22 protein-coding genes are annotated in these 20,678 nt (G+C 69.9%); 12 read left to right on the forward strand and 10 right to left on the reverse strand.

What is annotated here, in order from left to right; translation table 11 throughout:
• Nucleotides 1-10 precede the first annotated feature (10 nt).
• The 5 genes from coxB to EAT51_RS13165 are packed head-to-tail and all read left to right on the forward strand — an operon-like array spanning nt 11 to nt 4,276.
• Complete coding sequence (gene coxB / locus EAT51_RS13150) at nt 11-970, forward strand: cytochrome c oxidase subunit II (RefSeq protein ID WP_130521506.1); 960 nt, start codon at nt 11-13, stop codon at nt 968-970.
• A gap of 40 nt (nt 971-1,010) precedes the next feature.
• Nucleotides 1,011-2,624 carry a cytochrome c oxidase subunit I gene (gene ctaD, locus EAT51_RS13155; RefSeq protein ID WP_130521508.1) on the forward strand — a complete coding sequence of 538 codons (1,614 nt, stop codon included), beginning with the start codon at nt 1,011-1,013 and terminating at the stop codon, nt 2,622-2,624.
• Entirely contained in the window at nt 2,624-2,767 is a 144-nt protein-coding gene (locus tag EAT51_RS20310; protein ID WP_165394652.1) for a hypothetical protein, read from the forward strand. Before ctaD ends, EAT51_RS20310 begins: the two co-directional genes overlap by 1 nt.
• Nucleotides 2,764-3,369, forward strand: coding sequence for a cytochrome c oxidase assembly protein (locus EAT51_RS13160; RefSeq protein ID WP_130521510.1), 606 nt, complete (start codon nt 2,764-2,766; stop codon nt 3,367-3,369). Before EAT51_RS20310 ends, EAT51_RS13160 begins: the two co-directional genes overlap by 4 nt.
• Before the next feature lie 28 nt (nt 3,370-3,397).
• Nucleotides 3,398-4,276, forward strand: coding sequence for a cytochrome c oxidase subunit 3 (locus EAT51_RS13165; protein WP_130521512.1), 879 nt, complete (start codon nt 3,398-3,400; stop codon nt 4,274-4,276).
• An 81-nt stretch (nt 4,277-4,357) separates the two neighbouring features.
• Here EAT51_RS13165 and EAT51_RS13170 read toward each other — a convergent pair whose 3' ends face one another.
• A complete protein-coding gene (locus tag EAT51_RS13170; RefSeq protein ID WP_130521513.1) occupies nt 4,358-4,576 on the reverse strand; it encodes a twin transmembrane helix small protein in 219 nt (72 codons plus the stop codon).
• Between the two features lie 63 nt (nt 4,577-4,639).
• Between EAT51_RS13170 and EAT51_RS13175 the strand changes: the two genes are divergently transcribed.
• From EAT51_RS13175 to EAT51_RS13195, 5 genes are all read left to right on the forward strand, one after another.
• Nucleotides 4,640-5,380, forward strand: a complete 741-nt coding sequence (locus tag EAT51_RS13175; RefSeq protein ID WP_425478254.1) for an SURF1 family protein — start codon at nt 4,640-4,642, stop codon at nt 5,378-5,380.
• Entirely contained in the window at nt 5,377-5,946 is a 570-nt protein-coding gene (locus tag EAT51_RS13180) for a thioredoxin domain-containing protein (protein WP_130521515.1), read from the forward strand. Before EAT51_RS13175 ends, EAT51_RS13180 begins: the two co-directional genes overlap by 4 nt.
• 16 nt (nt 5,947-5,962) lie before the next feature.
• Nucleotides 5,963-7,144 carry a COX15/CtaA family protein gene (locus EAT51_RS13185; RefSeq protein ID WP_130521517.1) on the forward strand — a complete coding sequence of 394 codons (1,182 nt, stop codon included), beginning with the start codon at nt 5,963-5,965 and terminating at the stop codon, nt 7,142-7,144.
• Nucleotides 7,141-8,067, forward strand: a complete 927-nt coding sequence (gene cyoE / locus EAT51_RS13190; RefSeq protein ID WP_130521519.1) for a heme o synthase — start codon at nt 7,141-7,143, stop codon at nt 8,065-8,067. Before EAT51_RS13185 ends, cyoE begins: the two co-directional genes overlap by 4 nt.
• A gap of 94 nt (nt 8,068-8,161) precedes the next feature.
• Entirely contained in the window at nt 8,162-9,196 is a 1,035-nt protein-coding gene (locus EAT51_RS13195; protein WP_130561727.1) for a LacI family DNA-binding transcriptional regulator, read from the forward strand.
• A gap of 54 nt (nt 9,197-9,250) precedes the next feature.
• Here the strand turns inward: EAT51_RS13195 and EAT51_RS13200 are convergent, their stop codons facing one another.
• From EAT51_RS13200 to rpsU, 9 genes are all read right to left on the reverse strand, one after another.
• Nucleotides 9,251-10,243: a bile acid:sodium symporter family protein gene (locus tag EAT51_RS13200; RefSeq protein ID WP_130521523.1), complete on the reverse strand. Its 993-nt coding sequence runs from the start codon at nt 10,241-10,243 to the stop codon at nt 9,251-9,253.
• A 269-nt stretch (nt 10,244-10,512) separates the two neighbouring features.
• Entirely contained in the window at nt 10,513-12,243 is a 1,731-nt protein-coding gene (dnaG, locus tag EAT51_RS13205; RefSeq protein WP_130521525.1) for a DNA primase, read from the reverse strand.
• Between the two features lie 279 nt (nt 12,244-12,522).
• Nucleotides 12,523-13,512 carry a YihY/virulence factor BrkB family protein gene (locus EAT51_RS13210; protein WP_130521526.1) on the reverse strand — a complete coding sequence of 330 codons (990 nt, stop codon included), beginning with the start codon at nt 13,510-13,512 and terminating at the stop codon, nt 12,523-12,525.
• A gap of 74 nt (nt 13,513-13,586) precedes the next feature.
• Nucleotides 13,587-15,152: a PepSY-associated TM helix domain-containing protein gene (locus EAT51_RS13215; RefSeq protein ID WP_130521528.1), complete on the reverse strand. Its 1,566-nt coding sequence runs from the start codon at nt 15,150-15,152 to the stop codon at nt 13,587-13,589.
• On the reverse strand, nt 15,149-15,424 hold the full coding sequence (locus EAT51_RS13220; protein WP_130521530.1) for a hypothetical protein: 276 nt from the start codon (nt 15,422-15,424) through the stop codon (nt 15,149-15,151). The genes EAT51_RS13215 and EAT51_RS13220 overlap by 4 nt, the downstream gene beginning before the upstream one ends.
• Nucleotides 15,421-15,690 carry a hypothetical protein gene (locus EAT51_RS13225; RefSeq protein ID WP_130521532.1) on the reverse strand — a complete coding sequence of 90 codons (270 nt, stop codon included), beginning with the start codon at nt 15,688-15,690 and terminating at the stop codon, nt 15,421-15,423. Before EAT51_RS13225 ends, EAT51_RS13220 begins: the two co-directional genes overlap by 4 nt.
• Before the next feature lie 30 nt (nt 15,691-15,720).
• Nucleotides 15,721-17,955 (reverse strand): TonB-dependent receptor, encoded by a 2,235-nt coding sequence (locus EAT51_RS13230; protein WP_228257933.1) that lies wholly within the window; start codon nt 17,953-17,955, stop codon nt 15,721-15,723.
• A 217-nt stretch (nt 17,956-18,172) separates the two neighbouring features.
• Nucleotides 18,173-18,619 carry a GatB/YqeY domain-containing protein gene (locus EAT51_RS13235; RefSeq protein ID WP_130521536.1) on the reverse strand — a complete coding sequence of 149 codons (447 nt, stop codon included), beginning with the start codon at nt 18,617-18,619 and terminating at the stop codon, nt 18,173-18,175.
• A 159-nt stretch (nt 18,620-18,778) separates the two neighbouring features.
• Nucleotides 18,779-18,994 carry a 30S ribosomal protein S21 gene (gene rpsU / locus EAT51_RS13240; RefSeq protein WP_002808376.1) on the reverse strand — a complete coding sequence of 72 codons (216 nt, stop codon included), beginning with the start codon at nt 18,992-18,994 and terminating at the stop codon, nt 18,779-18,781.
• Nucleotides 18,995-19,117: 123 nt separating this feature from the next.
• Between rpsU and tsaD the strand changes: the two genes are divergently transcribed.
• Together tsaD and EAT51_RS13250 are read left to right on the forward strand one after the other, a co-directional pair.
• Complete coding sequence (tsaD, locus tag EAT51_RS13245; protein ID WP_130521538.1) at nt 19,118-20,146, forward strand: tRNA (adenosine(37)-N6)-threonylcarbamoyltransferase complex transferase subunit TsaD; 1,029 nt, start codon at nt 19,118-19,120, stop codon at nt 20,144-20,146.
• A gap of 44 nt (nt 20,147-20,190) precedes the next feature.
• Nucleotides 20,191-20,670 carry a DUF3828 domain-containing protein gene (locus tag EAT51_RS13250; protein WP_130521540.1) on the forward strand — a complete coding sequence of 160 codons (480 nt, stop codon included), beginning with the start codon at nt 20,191-20,193 and terminating at the stop codon, nt 20,668-20,670.
• The last annotated feature ends 8 nt before the right edge of the window (nt 20,671-20,678 follow it).

Here is a 20,678-nt window from a genome sequence, read left to right on the forward strand (position 1 = left end):
GGTCTAGGCAATGACGCAAGGCAAGACAAGGGGAGGCAGCCGCGTCGCGCTGCTGGCGACATTGGCAGGCCTGCCGGGCCTGGCCTTGGCGCAGGTCGCCGATCCCAAGCCCTGGCAGCTCAACATGGGCCGGGGCGTCACCCACACCGCGCGCATGGCCTACGAGGCGCACATGGTAGCGCTGTGGGTCTGCGTGGCGATCGGCATCATCGTGTTCGGCGCGATGGGCTATGCGATGTTCAAGTTCCGCAAGTCCAAGGGCGCGGTCGCCGCGCAGTTCAGCCACAACACCACCGCCGAGCTGATCTGGACCATCGTGCCGGTGATCATCCTGATCGCCATGGCCTGGCCGGCGACGGCCAAGCTGATCGCGATGTACGACACGCGCGATTCGGAGATGACCATCAAGGTTACCGGCTACCAGTGGATGTGGAAGTACGAGTACCTGGGCCAGGGCGTGGAGTTCACCAGCCGCCTGGCGCGCAGCTCCGACCAGATGCGCCAGTCCGGCAAGGTGCCCGACGCCGCCAGCAACCCGCACTACCTGCTGGAGGTCGACCACCCGCTGGTGCTGCCGGTGGACACCAAGATCCGCTTCGTCATCACCGCCGACGACGTCATCCACTCCTGGTGGGTGCCGGCGCTGGGCTGGAAGCAGGACGCCATCCCCGGCCTGATCAACGAGGCCTGGACCAATATCGAGGTGCCGGGCACCTACCGCGGCCAGTGCGCCGAGCTGTGCGGCAAGGACCATGGCTTCATGCCGATCGTGGTGGAGGCCGTGTCCAAGGCCGACTTCCAGAAGTGGCTGGCCGCGCGCAAGCCGGCCGCGCCGGTGCCGCCGGCCCCGGCCGAAGGCTCGCCCGCGCCCGATGTGACGCCGGAGCAGGCCGCGCCGGCCGGCGGCGACGCCAGCGCCAGCGCCGCGCCCGCCGCCACCGAAGCAGCGCCCGCCCCCGCGCAGGCCTGATCTCTTCTCGCGACACCCGCTGCTTTCGAGGAACACGCCCATGGCCCACGCCGCCGCAGAGCACCACGACGATCACCACGGCCATCGCCAGGGCTTCGTCGAGCGCTGGTTCTTCTCCACCAACCACAAGGACATCGGCACGCTGTACCTGCTGTTCTCCTTCGTGATGTTCGTCATCGGCGCGGCGATGAGCGTGATCATCCGCGCCGAGCTGATGGAGCCGGGCCTGCAGTTCGTCAAGCCCGAGTTCTTCAACCAGATGACCACCGTGCACGCGCTGGTGATGATCTTCGGCGGCGTCATGCCGGCCTTCGTCGGCCTGGGCAACTGGATGATCCCGCTGCAGATCGGCGCGCCGGACATGGCGCTGCCGCGCATGAACAACTGGTCGTTCTGGCTCCTGCCGGTGGCCTTCACGCTGCTGCTGATGACCCTCTTCCTGCCCGGCGGCGCGCCGGCCGGCGGCTGGACGCTGTACCCGCCGCTGTCGCTGCAGGGCGGCGCCAACGTGGCCTTCAGCGTGTTCGCCATCCACGTGGCCGGCATCAGCTCGATCATGGGCGCGATCAACATCATCGCCACCATCCTCAACATGCGCGCGCCGGGCATGGATCTGCTGAAGATGCCGATCTTCGTGTGGACCTGGCTGATCACCGCCTTCCTGCTGATCGCGGTGATGCCGGTGCTGGCCGGCGCGGTGACCATGCTGCTGACCGACCGCTTCTTCGGCACCAGCTTCTTCAACGCCGCCGGCGGCGGCGACCCGGTGATGTACCAGCACATCTTCTGGTTCTTCGGCCATCCCGAGGTCTACATCATGATCCTGCCGGCCTTCGGCGTGGCCAGCGAGATCATCCCGACCTTCAGCCGCAAGCCGCTGTTCGGCTACCAGGCCATGGTCTACGCCACCGCCTCGATCGCCTTCCTGAGCTTCATCGTGTGGGCGCACCACATGTTCGCGGTGGGCATGCCGCTAGGCGGCGAGATCTACTTCATGTTCGCCACCATGCTGATCGCCATCCCCACCGGGGTGAAGGTGTTCAACTGGGTCTCGACTATGTGGAAGGGCTCGCTGAGCTTCGAGACGCCGATGCTGTGGGCGGTGGCCTTCGTCATCCTGTTCACCATCGGCGGCTTCTCCGGGCTGATGCTGGCCATCGTGCCGGCCGACTTCCAGTACCACGACACCTATTTCGTGGTGGCGCACTTCCACTACGTGCTGGTGACCGGCGCGGTGTTCTCGATCATCGCGGCCACCTACTACTGGTGGCCCAAGTGGACCGGGCGCATGTACAGCCAGTTCTGGAGCAAGTTCCATTTCTGGTGGACGGTGGTGTTCGTCAACGTGCTGTTCTTCCCGCAGCACTTCCTGGGCCTGGCCGGCATGCCGCGCCGCATCCCGGACTACAACGTGGTCTTCGCCGACTGGAACTTCGTCAGTTCGATCGGCGCCTTCGGCATGTTCCTTACGCCCTTCATGATGGCCGCCATCCTGGGTTGGTCGCTGAAGAAGGGCGCGCCGGCCGACGCGCGCGCCTGGGAGAACGCCAGGGGCCTGGAGTGGACGGTGCCCTCGCCGGCGCCGGCGCATACCTTCACCACGCCGCCGGTGATCAAGCCGGGCGACCTGGCGCACGAGGACATCGGTCACTGATGGACAGCCCGCGCGCCCCGCTGCAGACCATGGCCGAGGCCGCCCGGCGGCGGCGCGGCACGCGCATCACCGCGCTGGTGGTGGGCGGCATCGCGATCGCGATCTATGCCGCCTTCATCCTGTCCGGGGTGCTGCGCGCATGAACGCCCGGGACGCCGCCACCGCTTCGGCGCCGGATCGGCGCACCGCCGGCCTGCCGCGGCTGATCGGCGTGGCGGTGGTGGTGTTCGTGCTGACCTTCTCGCTGGTGCCGCTGTACCGGCTGGCCTGCGAGAAGGTGTTCGGCATCCGCCTGGACAAGGGGCCGGCCGCGGCCGGCCAGGTGGCCGGTGTGGCGGCGAGCAAGCGCCTGGTGACGGTGGAGTTCGATGGCGGCGTCAATTCGAAGCTGCCCTGGGCCTTCCACCCGGAGGTCCAGCGCATGCAGGTGGTGCCGGGCCAGCTGTACGAGGCGCAGTTCTTCGCCCGCAACGACGGCAAGCGCTCGATCGTGGGCAATGCGGTGCCGTCGGTGGCGCCGGCGCGGGCCTCGCAGTACTTCGTCAAGACCGAGTGCTTCTGCTTCACCGCGCAGACGCTGGAGGCCGGCGAGAGCCGCGACATGCCGCTGCGCTTCATGGTCGACCCGCATCTGCCCAGCGATGTCTCCACGATCACCCTGTCCTACACCTTCTTCAAGAACGATGCGCTGACCACCGCCCTGGCGGGCGCGGCGGCGAGTCCGACGGCGCATTCGGCGCCTTGATTGCCCAAGACCCTCAAAGGAACGCGTGATGGCGCAGACCCACTCCCAGGATGCCGATGTCTACTTCGTCCCGGCGCAGAGCAAGTGGCCCTTTGTCGGTTCGATCGCGATGTTCGTGCTGATGATCGGCGTGGCCAGCTGGCTCAACGACGCGGCCTGGGGCAAATGGACCTTCCTGGTCGGCGTGATGCTGCTGGCGGCGACGCTGTTCATGTGGTTCGGCGATGTGATCCGCGAGTCGGTCGCCGGTCGCTATAACGGCCAGGTCGACGTGTCCTTCCGCATGGGGATGGTGTGGTTCATCTTCTCCGAGGTGATGTTCTTCGCCGCCTTCTTCGGCGCGCTGTTCTACACCCGCACCTTCTCCCTGCCGTGGCTGGGCGGGCAGGGCGACGGGGTGATGACCAACGCGCTGCTGTGGGAGGGCTATTCGGCCGGCTGGCCGACCAATGGCCCGGCGATGGTTGGCGGCACCTTCCAGACCATCCCGGCCTGGGGCCTGCCGCTGATCAACACGCTGATCCTGCTGACCTCCGGCGTGACCCTGACCATCGGCCACCACGCGCTCAAGGCGGCGCAGCGCGGCACCGTGCTGCTGTGGCTGGGCATCACCGTGCTGCTGGGCCTGACCTTCCTGTACTTCCAGGTGACCGAGTACGCGCATGCCTACCACGCGCTCAACCTGACGCTGGGCTCGGGCATCTACGGCTCGACCTTCTTCATGCTCACCGGCTTCCACGGCGCGCACGTGTTCCTGGGCACGCTGATGCTGGCGATCATGTGGCTGCGCGTGCTCAAGGGGCACTTCACCAAGGACCACCACTTCGCCTTCGAGGCGGCCGCGTGGTACTGGCATTTCGTCGACGTGGTGTGGCTGGCGCTGTTCCTGTTCGTTTACGTGCTTTGAGGCAGGGGCGCGTGGCGACGCGTGAGCGGAAGCCCAGCGCTTTTGCTCACTCCTCAGTGTCTGCGCGCGCGTTCCTTGCTTTCAGCCGCCGATGCCGTGCGGTTTGATCCAGCCGCTCCAGATGCCCAGTACGACCAGCGCGAACAGGGTCACCGACAGCCCGATGCGCCAGGTCAGTGAGCGCACCGTGCGCGTGGTCTGGCCGCGGTCGATCAGCAGGTAGTACAGGCCGGCGCCGAGGTTCCACACGATCATGATCAGGAAGGCGACGATCAGCAGGGTCTTGAGCGAGTCGTTCATGCGCACCTCTCGGGCGGCCGTGTGCCGCACGCACCGATTATCGTCGCCGCCGGGCGGATGGGCGTGAGCCGGCGTCTGCCTACCGCCGCCGGCTGGGCGCTGGCGCTGCTGGTGGCCGCGGCCTTCTGCGGTCTGGGAACCTGGCAGCTCGGGCGTGCCAAGGAAAAACGCGCGATGCTCGCGCAGGTCGCCCAGGTGCTGCACGACCGCCAGCCGCGGCCGCTGGCTGACGCGGCGCAGCACGCCCGCGCGCAGGAGTTCGACTGGGCGGCCGGCAGCGGTCGCTTCGCGCCGGGCCCGGCGGTGCTGCTGGACAACCAGACCCACCAAGGCCAGGCCGGCGTGCGCGTCTACCGGGTGTTCGTGCCCGATGCCGGCGGCGCGCCGCTGCTGGTGGACCTGGGCTGGCAGCCGCTGGACGCGCAGCGCCAGCTGCCGCCGGTGCCGGCGCTGGCCGACACGCATCGCGTCGCCGGCCTGTTGGCGCCGCCGCCCTCGGCCGGGTTGCTGCGGGCGCCCGCGCAGGCCCAGGCCAACGGCGACCTGCTCGCCGTGGTGCTGGACCCGGCCGCGCTGGCCGCGCCGCTGCGCCAGCCGGCGCTGGCGCAGCGGGTGCTCAAGCTCGATCCGGCCTTGCCGGTCGGCTTTCCGCGCGATCTGGACGTGCTGCCCAACACGCTGCCGCCGGAGCGCCACCTGGGCTATGCGGTGCAGTGGTTCGGCCTGGCGCTGGCGGTGCTGATCACCGCCGGCGTGCTCACGTGGCGGCGCAGACGCGCCGCGCGTGAGAAAATGGGGGCATGACCCCTTCCGACGTCGCTCCTGGCCGAAACCGTGGCCGGTGGATCCTGCTCGGCCTGTTCGTGTTGTTCTTCGGCAGCGTGGGCGCGGCCGGCGTGCTGCGCTTCGCCGGCTGGCAGCCGGCCGGGCTGAAGAACCACGGGGCGCTGCTGCATCCGCCCGTGGACGTGCGCGCGCTGCAGCCGGCGCTGGCCGGTGGCGGCACCTACAGCTGGCGGCAGCCGCAGCGCACCTGGCGCATCGTGCTGGCGCCGCCGGCCGACTGCGTGGCCGACTGCGTGGCCCTGTCGCACCAGCTGGACACGGTCTGGCAGCTGTTCGGCCACAACGCCGACCAGGTCCACATCCTGTGGATCGGTCCGCCGCCGGCGGGCGCGGCGCGCCCCGTGTCGCTGCGCGTGATCGCCGCCGGCGATCCGCTGCGCGCCGCGCTGCCCGACGTGGACGACGGCGCGGGCGTGCCGGTGTACGTGATCGATCCCAACGGCTTCGTGATCCAGCGCTTCGCCCCGGGCTTCGACCCGGCCGACCTGCGCAGCGACGTCGCCAAGCTGCTGAAACTCCTTTAGAGCGAACCCCACCGTAATGCCTGTCCTCCCACGCCTGCCGTTCCGGCACTTCCACCGCATCGCCTGGCTGGCGGCGATCATGACCGCCAGCACGATCGTCTTCGGCGGCTTCGTGCGCCTGTCCGATGCCGGCCTGAGCTGCCCGGACTGGCCGACCTGCTATGGCCGCGCGGCCTGGCCACAGGCGCCTTCGGAGATCATCGACCACGCCCAGCTGAAGATCCGCCCGCTGGAGACGCACAAGGCCTGGCGCGAGCAGGTGCACCGCTTCCTGGCCGGCATGCTCAGCATCGAGATCTTCGCCCTGGCGCTGATGGCCGCGCGCCGGCGCCGGCTGGGCGTCGCGCAGGTGATCGTGGCCGCGGTCCTGGTGGCGCTGGCCATCCCGCTGTACATGCGCGGCCAGCACGTGGCGGCCAGCGTGCTGGCCCTGATCGGCGAGGGCATCCTGCTGGTCGCGGCGTGGCGCTGGTCTTCGGCGTCCGCGCCTGGCGGCGCGGGCGATCTTGCGCGCGTGGCGATGCTGACCCTGGCGATGATCATCTTCCAGGCCCTGCTGGGCATGTGGACGGTGACCTGGCTGCTCAAGCCCATCGTGGTGATGGGGCATCTGCTGGGCGGCCTGGCGACCTTCGGCCTGCTGGTGTGGATGGCCTGGCGGGCGACCCAGCTGCCGATCACCCTGGTCGATGCGCGCGCGCTCAAGCGCGTGCTGGGCGTGGGCCTGGCGCTGTTGGTGGTGCAGATCGCGCTGGGCGGCTGGGTCAGCGCCAACTACGCGGCGCTGGCCTGCGGCGGCGGCAGCTGGCGCATGGCCAACTTCCCGCAGTGCGTGGGCCAGTGGTGGCCGCCGCACGACTTCCACGAGGGGTTCACCCTGTGGCGCGGCATCGGCGTGGACTACGAAGGCGGCGTGCTCGACGGCGCCTCGCGCATCGCCATCCAGATGGCGCACCGGCTGATGGCCATCGTGCTGGCCTGCTGGCTGGCGTTCTGCGCGCTGCGGCTGTGGCGCCAGCCGGGCATGCGCGGCTGGGGCGCCGGGCTGCTGGTCGCGCTGCTGGCCCAGGTGACCCTGGGCATCCTCAACGTCAAGCTGGCCCTGCCGCTGGGCGTGGCCGTGCTGCACAACGCCGGCGCGGTGGTGCTGCTGTTCGTGCTGGTCTCGCTGCTGGCGCGGCTGAGGACGCCGGAATGAGCGCCGTGCGCGCCACGGCGAAGGACTACTGGGACCTGACCAAGCCGCGCGTGGTCGCCCTGATCGTGTTCACCGCCTTCGTCGGCATGATCCTGGCGATCCCCGGCCTGCCCAGCGCGACCCAGGTGCGGCACGGGCTGCTGGGCTTCGTGGGCATCTGGATCGCGGCCTCGGCGGCGGCGGCCATCAACCAGCTGCTCGATGCGCGCATCGATGCGCAGATGGCGCGCACCTCGTGGCGCCCGCTGGTGGTGGGCAAGGTGCAGCCCTGGCAGGTGCTGGTGTTCGCACTGGTGCTGACCGTGATCTCGATGGCCATCCTGGTGCTGTGGGTCAACGTGATCACCGCGGTGCTGACGTTCTTCTCGCTGATCGGCTACGCGGTGATCTACACCGTCTACCTCAAGCGCGCCACGCCGCAGAACATCGTCATCGGCGGGCTGGCCGGGGCCACGCCGCCGATGCTGGGCTGGGCCGCGGTCACCGGCATGGAGGGGCCGTGGGACTGGGGCCACAGCCTGCTGCTGGTACTGATCATCTTCGTCTGGACGCCGCCGCACTTCTGGGCGCTGGCGATCTTCCGCCGCGAGGACTACGCCAAGGCGCTGATCCCGATGCTGCCGGTCACCCACGGCGTGGTCTATACGCGCTGGCAGATCCTGTTCTACACCGTGCTGCTGGTGGAGGCCACGCTGCTGCCGGTGCTGTTCGGGCTCAGCGGCCTGTTCTACCTGGGCGGGGCGCTGGTGCTGGGCGCGGGCTTCCTGTGGTACGCGTGGAAGCTGCTGGATCCGCCGGACGAATTCTTCGCCATGCGCACCTTCCGCTATTCGATCGTGTACCTGATGGCGCTGTTCGCCTTCCTGCTGGTGGACCACTGGCTGGCGCCGCTGCTGCCGGGCATCGCCGGGCGCAGCCTGTGAGCCCGTTGCGCCGGCGCCATGCGCGCGGGAGGATGGCCGCGCGGCGGTGCCGTCCCGCCGCCGCCACGTCCCTTCGAGTGATCGTCTGAATTCCATGAGTGTCGAGCGTCGCCGCACCAAGCGCAGCCCCCGTTTCACCGAGATCGCCCTCGAGGCGGGGGTCAGCCCCAGCACCGTCGACCGCGTGCTCAACGAGCGCGGCAGCGTGTCCGACGCGCTGCGCCGCAAGGTGGTCGAGGCGGCCAAGCGCCTGGGCACCAACCGCCTGCTGCCGGACGTACGCCATGGCGTGCTGCATTTCGACGTGGTGCTGGTGCACAGCGAGATCGCGCTGTTCCAGCGTTTCAACAACGCGCTGGACCGCTACGCCAACCTGATCGGCCCGCGCGTGACCGTGCATCGCAGCGCCTGGGGCGAACGCGACGACGAACGCCTGGCCGAGTTCCTGGAAAATCCGCCGTATCCGCGCCACGGCCTGTTGATCGTGGCCCGCGACAACGCACGCATCGGCCAGGCCCTGCGCGCGGTGAATGCCGCCGGCACGCCGGTGGTGACCATGACCTCGGACGTGTCCGGGATCCAGCGCCTGGCCTACGTGGGCATCGACAACGTGCTGGCCGGGCGCACCGCCGGCTACCTGGCCGGGCGCTTCACCCGCCAGGCGGGCAAGGTGTGGATGCCGGTGGCCTCGCTGGACTTCCGCTCGCAGCTGGATCGCGTGGAAGGCTTCACCCAGATCCTGGCCGAGCAGTTCCCGCACCTGGATCCGCTGCCGCCGGTGGAAGTGGCCGACGACAACGAGCGCGCTCACGCCCTGCTGCACGACACCCTGCGCCAGCGCCACGACATCGTGGCGATCTACAGCACCGGCGCGTGCTCGGGCGGCATCCGCCGCGCGCTGCGCCGCCATCCGCTGGCGGTGGCGCCGGTGTGGATCGGCCACGAGGCCACGCGCGAACACGCCGAGCTGCTGCGCGCCGGCGATCTGGCCGCGGTGATCGACCAGGACCCGGAAGGGCAGATCCTCTCCGGCCTGCAGCATCTGCTGCACGCCAACGAGGAACTCGAGCGCGCCCCGGAGCAGCGCACGCGCTTCCGCCTGATCACGCCCGAGAATCTGAGCCAGTAGGAGCAGGGGCCAGGGGTCGGAGGCCAGGGATCAGGGGAAAGGCGGCGCGCCTGCTCAGTCGGCGATCGGCGCGTCGGTGCGCGCCTTGCCGCGCGCATAGCGCTGGGCCACCACCGCGCAGGTGATCAGCTGCACCTGGTGGTAGATCATCACCGGCAGCACGATCGCGCCCAGCGCGCCGCCGGCGAACATCACCTTGGCCATCGGCACGCCGGTGGCCAGGCTCTTCTTGGAGCCGCAGAACACGATGGCGATCTCGTCGCTGCGGGCGAAGCCCAGCCGGCGCGCCAGCAGCGTGATCAGGGCCATGGCCACGCCCAGCAGCGCCGCGGCGAAGCCGACCACGCCCAGCAGCGCCAGCAGCGGCGTGTGCTGCCACAGGCCCTCGACCACCGCCGCGCTGAAGGCGGTGTAGACCACCAGCAGGATCGTGCCCTGGTCGGTGTACTTGAGCACCGCGCGCCGGCGTTCGACCCAGCCGCCGATCAGCGGGCGCAGCAGGTGACCGGCCACGAACGGCACCAGCAGCTGCAGCAGGATCTTGAACATCGCCTGCAGCGGATCGGCCATCTGCCCCTGCGTGCCGGCGAGCAGGGTCATGATCGCCGGCGTCAGGAACACGCCCAGCAGGCTGGAGGCGGAGGCGGCGCACACCGCGGCCGGCACGTTGCCGCCGGCCATCGAGGTGAAGGCGATCGAGGACTGCACCGTGGACGGCAGCGCGCACAGGAACAGCAGGCCCAGCGCCAGCCCCGGCGTCAGCAGGTGCACGGCCAGCGGATGCACCAGCAGGCCCAGCAGCGGGAACAGCACGAAGGTGCAGGCCAGGATGGTCAGATGCAGCCGCCAGTGGGTCATGCCGGCGACGATGGCCTCGCGCGACAGCCGCGCACCGTGCAGGAAGAACAGCGCGGCGATGGCCACATCGGTGATGTCGTCCATCCACCCCGCCGCGGTGCCGCGCACCGGCAGCAGCGAGGCCAGCAGGACCGTGCCCAGCAGGCAAAGCGTGAAGGTGTCGATGCGCAGACGCTTGAGCAGGTTCACGGGCGGGGCGGTGGAGCGGTGGGGACGTCGATTCTACCGGCCCTGTCGATGAGTCCGAGCGCTTTGGAGCATGAGCTGTAGGTGGGAGCGGCCCGCCTGTAGAGCGGAGCTTGCTCCGCTGGGGCCTTCCCCACGAACCGAACGAAGAGCAGCGGAGCAAGCTCCGCTCTACAAGGAGGCTGCGACTCGACCTGAGAGACAGTTGCTCCACACCAAGTCTCGTCATTCCCGCCTTCGCGGGAAGGACGACGGAGGGTGGCAGCGGGCGCTCAATGCCCCGATGCGCGCGCCTTGAGCAGTTCGCGCAGTTCGTACTTGTCGGTGTCGTCCAGGCCCTGCGCGCGCTGCTTGGCCAGCAGTTCGTCCAGGCGCTGCTGCAGGGTCTGCTTCTCCAGCTGCACCACCGCATCGTGCAGCTCCTGGCGCCAGGTGGCTTCCTCGCCGGGCAGGGCCTGCATCATCAGCTTCTGCAGCGCGGGCAGCTCCTCGCGTTCGGCGAAGTGCTCCAGCAGCGCGCCGGGGGTGATTTCCGGGCGCGCCTGGATGATGTCCAGCAGTTCGGTCAGCAGCGCGATGCCGGGCAGGCGCAGGCCGGCGAAGGTGTAGGGCATCGGCACTTCCAGCGCCAGCGACGGCGCGTGCAGCAGCAGCAGGATCGCGCTGCGCACCAGGCTGGGCCGTTGCTGCGGGCCGGACGGGGCGCGCCGCGCGACCGGGCGCGCCGCCGCGGGCGCCGGCGGCGGGTTGGCGCCCACGCCGGTGATCCGCGCCAGCTGCGCCCGCATCAGGTCGCCGAAGGCACCGTCAGGGATCTGCGCCAGCAGCGGCTTGGCGCGTTCGGCCAGGCGCGCCTTGCCGTCCAGCGTGCCCAGGTTGATCTCGCGCGAGAGCTCGTCGAAGAAAAATTCCGACAGCGGCGTGGCCTGGGCCAGGCGCGCGGCGAAGCCCTCGGCGCCCTCCTTGCGCACGATGGTGTCCGGGTCCTCACCGTCGGGCAGGAACAGGAAGAACGCCTGCCGCCCGTCCTTCATCCGCGGCAGCACCGACTCCAGCGCGCGCCAGCCGGCGCGCTGCCCGGCCGCGTCGCCGTCGAAGCAGAAGTACACATCGGCCGCATTGCGGAACAGCAGCTCGGCATGGTCCGGCGTGGTCGCCGTGCCCAGCGTGGCCACCGCGTACTTCACGCCGAACTGGAACAGGCTGACCACGTCCATGTAGCCCTCCACCACCACCAGCTTCTCGATCTTCTGGTTGGCCTGGCGCACCTGCCACAGGCCGTACAGCTCGCGGCCCTTGTGGAACAGCGCGGTCTCGGGGCTGTTGAGGTACTTGGGCCCGTCGTCCTTGTCCAGCACGCGCCCGCCGAAGGCGATGGTGCGCCCGCGCCGGTCGGCGATGGGGAACATCACCCGGTCGCGGAACTTGTCGTAGACATGGCCGCGGTCGTTCTTGGAGAACATGCCGCCGCGTTCGAGCAGCTGCATCCTGCGCGCGTCGGTGCCCAGCGCGTCCTTCAGCGCCGAATAGCCGTCGGGCGCATAGCCGATGCCGAACGCCGCGCGCGTGGCCGCGTCCACGCCGCGCCCGTCCAGGTACGCCCTGGCCTTGTCGCTGGCCTCCAGCTGCCGCTGGAAGAAGCGCGCGCTGGCCTCCAGCATCGTGTACAGCTCGCGGCTGTCGTCGCTCTGGTTGCGTTGGGCGGTTTCGCGCGGGACCTCCATGCCGGCGCGCTTGGCCAGCTCGTCGACCGCATCGAGGAACTCGAGGCGGTCGTAGTTCATCAGGAAGCTGATCGCCGTGCCGTGCGCGCCGCAGCCGAAGCAGTGATAGAACTGCTTGACCGGCGAGACGGTGAAGCTGGCCGAGCGCTCGTCGTGGAACGGGCAGCGCGCCGCGTACTCCTTGCCCTGCCGCTTGAGCGGCACGCGCGTGCCGATCACCTCGACGATGTCCGTCCGGGCGAGCAGGTCATCGATGAAAGCGTCAGGGATACGGGCCATGGCAGACGACTAGGATGCCACGCCCGTCAAGCCAAGCCGCCCCGGCCCTCCCTTGTACCCGGTCGCGCGTGCCCTCTCCCTCGCGCCAGCCCGTTTTCGGCCCCCTCCCTTTCGCCGAAGGCGAAGGGGAGCTCGAAGTCGCGAGCCAGCGACTGAGGGGGAGGGGTCGCTCTTCGCGACAAACCGTCCCAACCAGCCTCCTTCTCCCGCGTTCCGCAAAGAGGCAAAGACCCAGCGATTCCTAAAGCAGCCAGCGCGCCGAGGCGCGCCCCACAACCCTCAGACCCGCGGCGCCCCATCCTGATGCGAAGGCAGCTCCTGCGCCGGCAGCGCCTGGGCGTCGGGATCGACCGCCTCGGGGCGCTCGGTGGAACTCTGGCGCAAGACGGCCTCGCGCTCGGCGGCCCGGTGCGCGGCCCGGGCGTCCATCCGCTCGTCGATCACCGCGGTCAACAGCGCGCCGACGAAGAACACCACGGTGGCGTAGTACAGCCACACCAGCATGATCACCATCGCGCCCATCGTGCCGTAGGCGCTGCCCGGGTCGGTGCTCGCCAGGTACAGCCCGATGCCATAGCGCCCGGCGATGAACAGCCCGGCGGTGATCACCCCGCCCAGCAGCGCCTGGCGCCATTCCACCGGCCGGTCCGGCAGATAGTGGTAGAGGAAGCCGAACGCGGCCGCGTACAGCACGAAGGTCAGCGCATTGCCCAGCACCGGCAGCAGCGAGGGCACGCTGGCCAGCACCACCTGCAGCGCGGTGGCGGCCATCATCGAGACGATCAGCAGGAAGCCCAGCCCCAGCACCACGCCGAAGGAAAACACGCGCTTCTTCAGGAAATCCCATACACCGCCCGTCAGCGCGGTGCGGTCGGTGTAGAAGATCAGGTTCAACGCGGCCTGCAGGCGCGCGAACACCGCCGTGGCGCCGACGAACAGCAGCAGCGTGCTCCACAGCCCGGCCAGCGATCCCACGCTGGGCTGGGCCTTGGCGTTGGTCAGCACGGTGCGCGCCACGGCCCCGGCCTGCGGGCCGGCCAACCCGGCGATCTGCCGCAGCAGCTCGTCCTGCGCCGGCGGATAGAGCGAGGCCACGATCCACAGCAGCAGCACCAGCAGCGGCGCCAGCGACAGCAGCGCATAGAAGGTCAGGGCCGCGGCCTGGGTCATCAGGTCGCTCTCGGAGAAGCGCTTGGCCAGCGCCACCGGAAAACTGTCCTGCAGCTTCTGCAGGCGACGGCTCAGTTTGTCGGACGAGGGCAGATGCATGGCATTGATCGGCGTTGCGACGGTTGCCGATCAGCATGCCCCGCAGGGGTGTCACCAGTCGGTGATCGAATGGATCAGCCCGCGCTGGCGGGTGTCTGGGCCGACCACACGCTGTTGGCCTCGCCGGCACGAGCGCGACGGCGCGCGGCCAGGCCCATGCGCCAGTACGCGAGCGCCAGCAGCAGCGCGATCGCGCCCACGCCGAAGCGCGTCCAGTGCCCGTGCAACAGCGCGGCGAACAGATGCTCGCCGGTGCCGATCCACCCGGCCACCGGCACCAGCGCGGTCAGCGTCGCGCAGGCGAACAGCAGCTCCGCACCGGCCCTGGCCGGCGCACGCAGCAGCGCCCACAGCAGCAACGCGAAGAACACCGCGTAGTAGGCGAACTTCGCCTGCGCCTCGGGCAGCAGGGCACCGGCGATGAACAGCGCCGAGACCCCGCCCACGCAGCCCAGGCACACGCCCAGCGTCAGCCGCGCCATCACCTGTGTGCGCGTCGGCTGCTGCGGCGTGCGCCGCTTGCGCCGCGCCTCGATCCACAGCAGGTTGCCGCTGTAGAACAGGAACGCGCCGCCCAGGCCCAGCACGAAGTACAGCCAGTGCACCGCGCCGTGGCCGTAGTTGCCGAAATGCAGCGCCTGCAGCCCGCGCAGCATCGCCGTGCCCGGCGACATCGCGCGCGGATCGACCACCCGCAGCACCTGGCCGCTGGCGCCGTTGAGCGCGACCACTGCCAGCGTGTTGAGATGGCGCTGGTCGATCTCGCCGTACAGCTCGATCTGGGCATTGGCATCGCCGGCGTCGTGGTAGGTGATGGAGTCCACCTCCATGCCCGGTAGCGCCAGCTGCGCGCGGCGGATCAGCTCGGCCACCGGCAGCGTCGGCGCGGCGACCTTGGCCGGCGCGACGTGTGGGACGACTTCGAAGTCCGACGCCAGCACCTGCATCAGCTTGCCGCCGAACACCAGGTACTGGAACGGCGCCAGCAGCACCAGGCCCAGCGTCAGCACCGCGCCCGACCAGGCGAAGATCACATGGAAGGGCAGCGAAAGCATGCCGATCACGTTGTGCGCGTCCTGCCACAGGCGCTTGAGGTTGCTGCCCACGCGCAGCGCGAACAGGTCCTTCAACAGCACCGGCGCATAGGCCACCACGCCGGACACCAGCGCCAGCCCGTACAGCACGCACACCACGCCGAACAGGTAGGTGCCGAAGGTGCGCGGCAGGCCGGCGGTGAAGTGCAGGTCGTAGAGGAAATCGACGAAGCCCACCCGCTGCGGCAGCTGCTGCAGGGCGCCGTGTTCGTCGAGCCGGTACTGGAAGGTCTCCCGCCCGCCAGGCGGCTGATGGAACACGCGCGGCACCGGGCCGTGGTCGCCGGCCAACACCAGGAACATCGCATCGCGCGCATCCAGATGCTGGCGCTGCATGGTGTCCACCAGCGCCTGCGCGCGGGCCAGCGTCTGCGCCGGGTCCGCGTCTTTGGCGTCGGCCACGGCCGGGCGCGGCGCCCAGTCGTTCAAGTCGTGGGTGAAGATGCTGAAGGCGCCGGCATAGAAGGCGATGAACAGCGCCATCCCGGCCAGCAGCCCGGCCCAGGTATGCAGCGACAGGAAGCTGCGCAGGGTCGCGGCCTTCATGCCGGCAGCTCCGCGGCCCAGCCCAGCGCCTTGGCCGCATACAGCGCGGCGTAGGCCAGCACCGTGGCCCCTCCTAGCCACAGCCAGGCGCGCGCGCCGCTGCGGCAGGCGAAGGCCGCCGACATCGTCCCGATCCACACCGGGAAGGACAGCAGCAACAGCGGCAAGGTGTGCACCTCCAGCCGGCCGGGCCACAGCAGCGCCGCCAGCCCGACCACGCCGGTGGACAGCGGCAGGCCCAGCAGGATCGCCGCCAGCCACTTGCCGGTCATGGCGCCACCTTGCGCGCCTGGCGCCAGGCATCCAGGTAAGGCAGCGCGACCAGGCCCAGCATCACCGCGCTCAATGCGGCGAACGCACCGGCCCACGGCCCCAGCACCGCGATCGCCAGTCCCAGGCAGGCCGCGCACAGCAGCCAGCCGGCCACGCGCAGGGCGCGCGCATGCGCGCGCAACGATGGCCGCAGGCGCTGATGCGCGCAGGCCAGGTAGAACGCCAGCGCGGCCAGCAGGCCGCCGAGCAGGTACAGCACGGTCATCGGGTTGCCTCGCGCATGCGCTTCATCGCCTCACCAGTACGCCTCGAACCCGATCCCGACCACCCGCGGCGCGCCGATCACCATGTTGGGCTGATCGGCCCAGGCGTACTGGACATAGCCCTTGTCCAGCAGGTTGCTGCCGAACACGTAGGCGCTCCAGTCCAGGTTGCCGTAGCCCAGCTTGCCGTTGACCAGCGTGCGCGAGGGCGCGCCCTCGGCGCCGCTGCCCACGCTGAACTTCACGCTGTCGCGGAAGTTGGCGTTGAGGTTGCCGAACCAGCCCTGCGCCCAGCGCCAGTTGCCGCCGGCCGCCAGCGTCCAGTGCGGCGCATAGGCGAACTCCTGGCCGCTGTAGTCGGTGATGGTCGCGCCCTGGATGGTCTGGAACTCGTCGTAGCGCGTGCGCGTGCCGCCCAGCGAGGCGTACAGGTCGAAGCCCTCGCTCACGCGGTAGCGCGTCTCGGCTTCCAGCCCGTACAGGTGCGCGCGGCCGGCGTTGACGGTGTTGTAGTCGTAGGTGTTGAGGCCGAAGTAGGCGGTGACCTGCTTGTCCTTCCAGTCGATGTAGTAGGCGTTGGCGTTGAAGGTCAGGCGCCCGTCCAGCCACTGCGTGCGCAGGGCCGCCTCGTAGTTCCAGGTGTATTCCGGGTCGTAGGCGACCACCTGGCTGCGGGCGATGTTGAAGCTCGAACCGCCCGAGCGATAGCCGCGCTGCACCGTCAGCGCCAGCGACTTGTCCGCGGCGAAGTCCCAGCGCAGCCCGGCCTTGGGCAGGAAGGCGGTGAAGCTGCGCGTGGTCGGCGCCACGTAGCCGCCGCTGGCCGAACGCACCAGGCCCAGCACCGCCTGATTGATGCCCACCACCGCCCGGTACAGCAGCGATCCGGCCGCGCCGAAGCCGCCCGGATCGGGCAGGGTGCCGGCGAACACCGCATTGGTGTCGTTGGAGAAGGTGTAGTCCTGGCGGTCGTAGCGGAACCCGCCCAGCAGCGTCCACGCCGGCGCCAGCCGCAGCTGGCCATCGCCGAACAGCGCCTTGTTCTCCGACTCGGTCGGCGCATCGCTGTCGTAGTCCACCGGGATCACCGGCAGCGCCTGCGCATAGCGCGTGGCGATGGCCGTGGCGTTGGCCGCCGGGAAGCCCGAGGCGCGCAGCACCCCGGCGATGGTCGTCACCGGCGTGGTCACATTGGTGCGGCTGGACTGGATGTTGCCATCCTCCGCGCGCGACCAGTACGCGCCCAGCAGCCCGTCCAGGCGCTCGCCGGCGTAGTGCACGCGCAGCTCCTGCGAGCGGCCGCGGTAGTCGCCGTCGGTGAGGGTGTGGGCGGAATCGACCGGTCCCAGGTCGTTGTCGGCGCTGCGTGCGGTCGTCACCTTGCTCCAGGCCGTCACCGAGGACAGGGTCCAGGCGTAGCCGAAGTCGTAGTCCACCTGCGCCGTGCCGATCTGCGCGTGAGACCGGGTGGTGTTGGGAAAGTCGGAGGTGTTGATCGGATGGTCGAACGGGTCGCGCGCATCGCTGCGCGCGTAGGTGTACATGTACGGCCCGTCGCGGTTGTCGTTGATCCAGGTCAGGCGCGCGGTCAGGCCCGGCAGCCCCTTGGGCGTCCACAGCAGCTTGAAGCGCGCATTGGTGCTCTCCAGCGCGTCCTCGCCGGTTTGGCGGGTCGGGTTCCACACGTAGCCGTCGAAATCGCGCTTCTCGGCGGCCACGCGGAAGGCCAGTTCGTCGCTCACCAGCGGGCCGCCACCGGCGACGGCGTAGCGCTTGTCCGACGGGTCGGACAGCAGTACGCGGGCGCGGCCGCTCCAGTCCATGGTCGGGTCCTCGCTGCGCATCACGATCGCGCCGGCCAGGGCGTTCTGGCCCTGGATGGTGGACTGCGGGCCGCGGAAGATCTCGACCTGGGACAGGTCCCACAGGTCGGTGGGCAGGCTGTCGCTGGCCTGGCTGGGCAGCGCCGCGCCGTCCAGATAGATGGTGGCCAGCGGGTTGGGCGCGCCGGATTCGTCGGCGATGCCGCGGATGGTGAAGCCGCGCTGGCCGTACATCAGCGTCACGTTGGGCGTGCGGTTGATCAGGTCCGACAGCGAGAGCAGGTTCTCCTGCTCGATCCTGGCGCTGGTGGTCACCGCCACGCTGGAGGCGGTGTCCTGCAGCGAGCGGTCGGTCTTCTCGCCCTTGACGGTGACCTTGTCCAGGTCCGTGGCGGTGGCCGCCGTGGGCGCCTGCTGGGCCGCGGCGGGCAGGGTCGCCAACACGGCCAGGGTCAACAACGTCGGGCGCAGGCCGGCGCGGTGGGTGGGAGCGGAAATGTGGAACTTCCCCGGGAGGTCCTTGCAAGGCGGACCTGCTGGCGGGCGCGGCGAGAGGCTTGCACCCAGCCTGGGAAGTGTAGATGAGAATGGCTTTCGATTGCAGCCCGCGCGGGGCGGGCGGACGGCGCGCGGCCCGCAGGCGGCGCGCCGGGGCGCGGGCTCAGCCGGCCAGCTTCTGCTTGACCAGCTTGGACACCAGGCCCATGTCGGCCTGCCCGGCCAGCTGCGGCTTGAGCACGCCCATCAGCTTGCCCATGTCGGCCGGACCGGCGGCGCCGGTCTGGGCGATGGCCGCATCGATCGCCGCGGCGATGGCGGCCTCGTCCAGCTTGGCGGGCAGGTAGGTGTCGATGATGGCCAGCTCTGCGCGCTCGATCGCGGCCAGGTCCTCGCGGCCGGCACCTTCGTACTGGCTGACCGAGTCCTTGCGCTGCTTGACCATCTTCTCCAGCACGGCCAGCACCGCGGCGTCGTCCAGCTCGATGCGCTCGTCGACTTCGCGCTGCTTGATCGCCGCGTTGATCAGGCGGATCACGCCCAGGCGATCCTTCTCACCGGCCTTCATGGCGGTCTTCATGTCTTCGGTCAGCTGCTGCTTGAGGCTCATGGCCATCCTCCGGGGCAGGGCGCGCGGGTTGGACCCGCGCGGGAACAGGAATCTAAGGGACGACAAAAAGCCGGCGACGCTCGCGCGTGCCGGCTCTTGGTCTGGCTTGCCGCCGAGCCACCGCGCGAAGCGGTGGCCGACGCAACGACCCGCCTTCGCTCAGTACAGGCGCTGGCGCTTGGTGACGTCGCGCGAGGAGCGACGCAGCTGGCGCTTCACCGCGGCAGCGGCCTTGCGCTTGCGCTCCTGGGTCGGCTTTTCGTAGAACTCGCGCTTGCGGGTTTCGGCCAGCACGCCGGCCTTTTCGCAGGTGCGCTTGAAACGACGGAGCGCAAACTCGAACGGCTCGTTTTCGCGGACTTTGACGCTGGGCATGGAATCTCCGGGACACAAAATGACCGGGCTCTGACCCGGTGAGCCGCGCACTATAGCGGCTCGTCCGGTGCCGTGCAAGCGCGCGGGCTGGAAAAGGACCTGCGCCGGGCGCATCCTGTGGCCATGAAAGTCCTCGGCATCGAAACCTCCTGCGACGAGACCGGCGTGGCGGTCTACGACACCGCCCTGGGCGGCGCGGCCGGCCTGCGCGCCCACGCGGTCTACAGCCAGATCGCCCTGCACGCCCAGTACGGCGGCGTGGTGCCGGAGCTGGCCAGCCGCGACCACGTGCGCAAGCTGCTGCCGTTGATCCGCCAGACCCTTGGCGAGGCCGGCCTGTCCACCCGCGATCTGGACGGCGTGGCCTATACCGCCGGGCCCGGCCTGGTCGGCGCGCTGCTGGTCGGCGCCGGCGTGGCCCGCGCGCTGGCCTGGGCGCTGGACCTGCCGGCCATCGGCGTGCACCACATGGAAGGCCACCTGCTGGCGCCGCTGATGGAGGACGACCCGCCCGCGGCGCCGTTCGTCGCACTGCTGGTCTCCGGTGGGCATACCCAGCTTGTGGCGGTGGACCGGATCGGTGAGTACCGCCTGCTCGGCGAGACCCTGGACGATGCAGCCGGCGAGGCCTTCGACAAGACCGCCAAGCTGATGGGCCTGCCGTATCCGGGCGGCCCGCAGCTGGCGCGGCTGGCCGAGACCGGCACGCCGGGGGCCTACACCTTCGCCCGGCCGATGACCGACCGCCCGGGCCTGGATTTCAGCTTCTCCGGCCTGAAGACGCAGGTGCTGCTGGCCTGGCGCGACAGCGACCAGTCCGAGACCACGCGCGCGGATATCGCGCGCGGCTTCGAGGACGCGGTGGTCGACACCCTGGCGATCAAGTGCCAGCGCGCGCTGGAGGCGGCCGGCAGCGACACGCTGGTGATCGCCGGCGGCGTGGGCGCCAACAAGCGTCTGCGCGCCAGGCTGCAGGCCATGTGCGAACAGCGCGGCGGCCGCGCCTGCTTCCCGCGCCCGGCGCTGTGCACCGACAACGGCGCGATGATCGCCTTCGCCGGCGCCCTGCGCCTGGAAGCCGGCCAGTGCAGCGACGCGCAGGTTCACGTCACCCCGCGCTGGGACATGGCCACGCTGCCGGCGGTGGCGTGACACCGACCAGACGAAAGTCGGGTCTTTCAGGCGCACGATTGGCCATGTGCATTGCCGCCAGCAGCTTGCCGATGCTCGTCGGCGCGACAGCGGTGGCTGCGACGCCCGACCGGCAGCCGCGCGCCGTCGTGGAAAGGCTGTATCAGGACTTCGCCTGGGAGGCTGTCCTGGAATCGGATACGCCGGGCCTGGCCGAGCAATCAAAAGACGTGCTGCGGCGCTACTTCACCGCTCGTCTGGCAGGACTCATCGCGGAGGATGCGGCATGCGCGGCGCGGCGCCGAGAGATCTGCCGCCTGGATTTCGCGCCGCTTTGGGGCTCCCAGGATCCATCCGCAGAAGCGCTCACGCTCACGTCCGCCGATGGCGACACCGTGCGGGTTCAGTACATGGTTCCGTCAACGCGCGAACACATCGCCCTGTCTTTCCGCGTAGCGAAGACTGCGGACGGTTGGCGCATTGACGACATCCTCTATCCCGACGGTTCTTCACTTGCCAAACTGCTCTCGGCACCACTGGACTGAATCTGGCG

The sequence above is a fragment of the Pseudoxanthomonas winnipegensis genome (assembly GCF_004283755.1).
Taxonomy (GTDB): Bacteria; Pseudomonadota; Gammaproteobacteria; order Xanthomonadales; family Xanthomonadaceae; genus Pseudoxanthomonas_A; species Pseudoxanthomonas_A winnipegensis.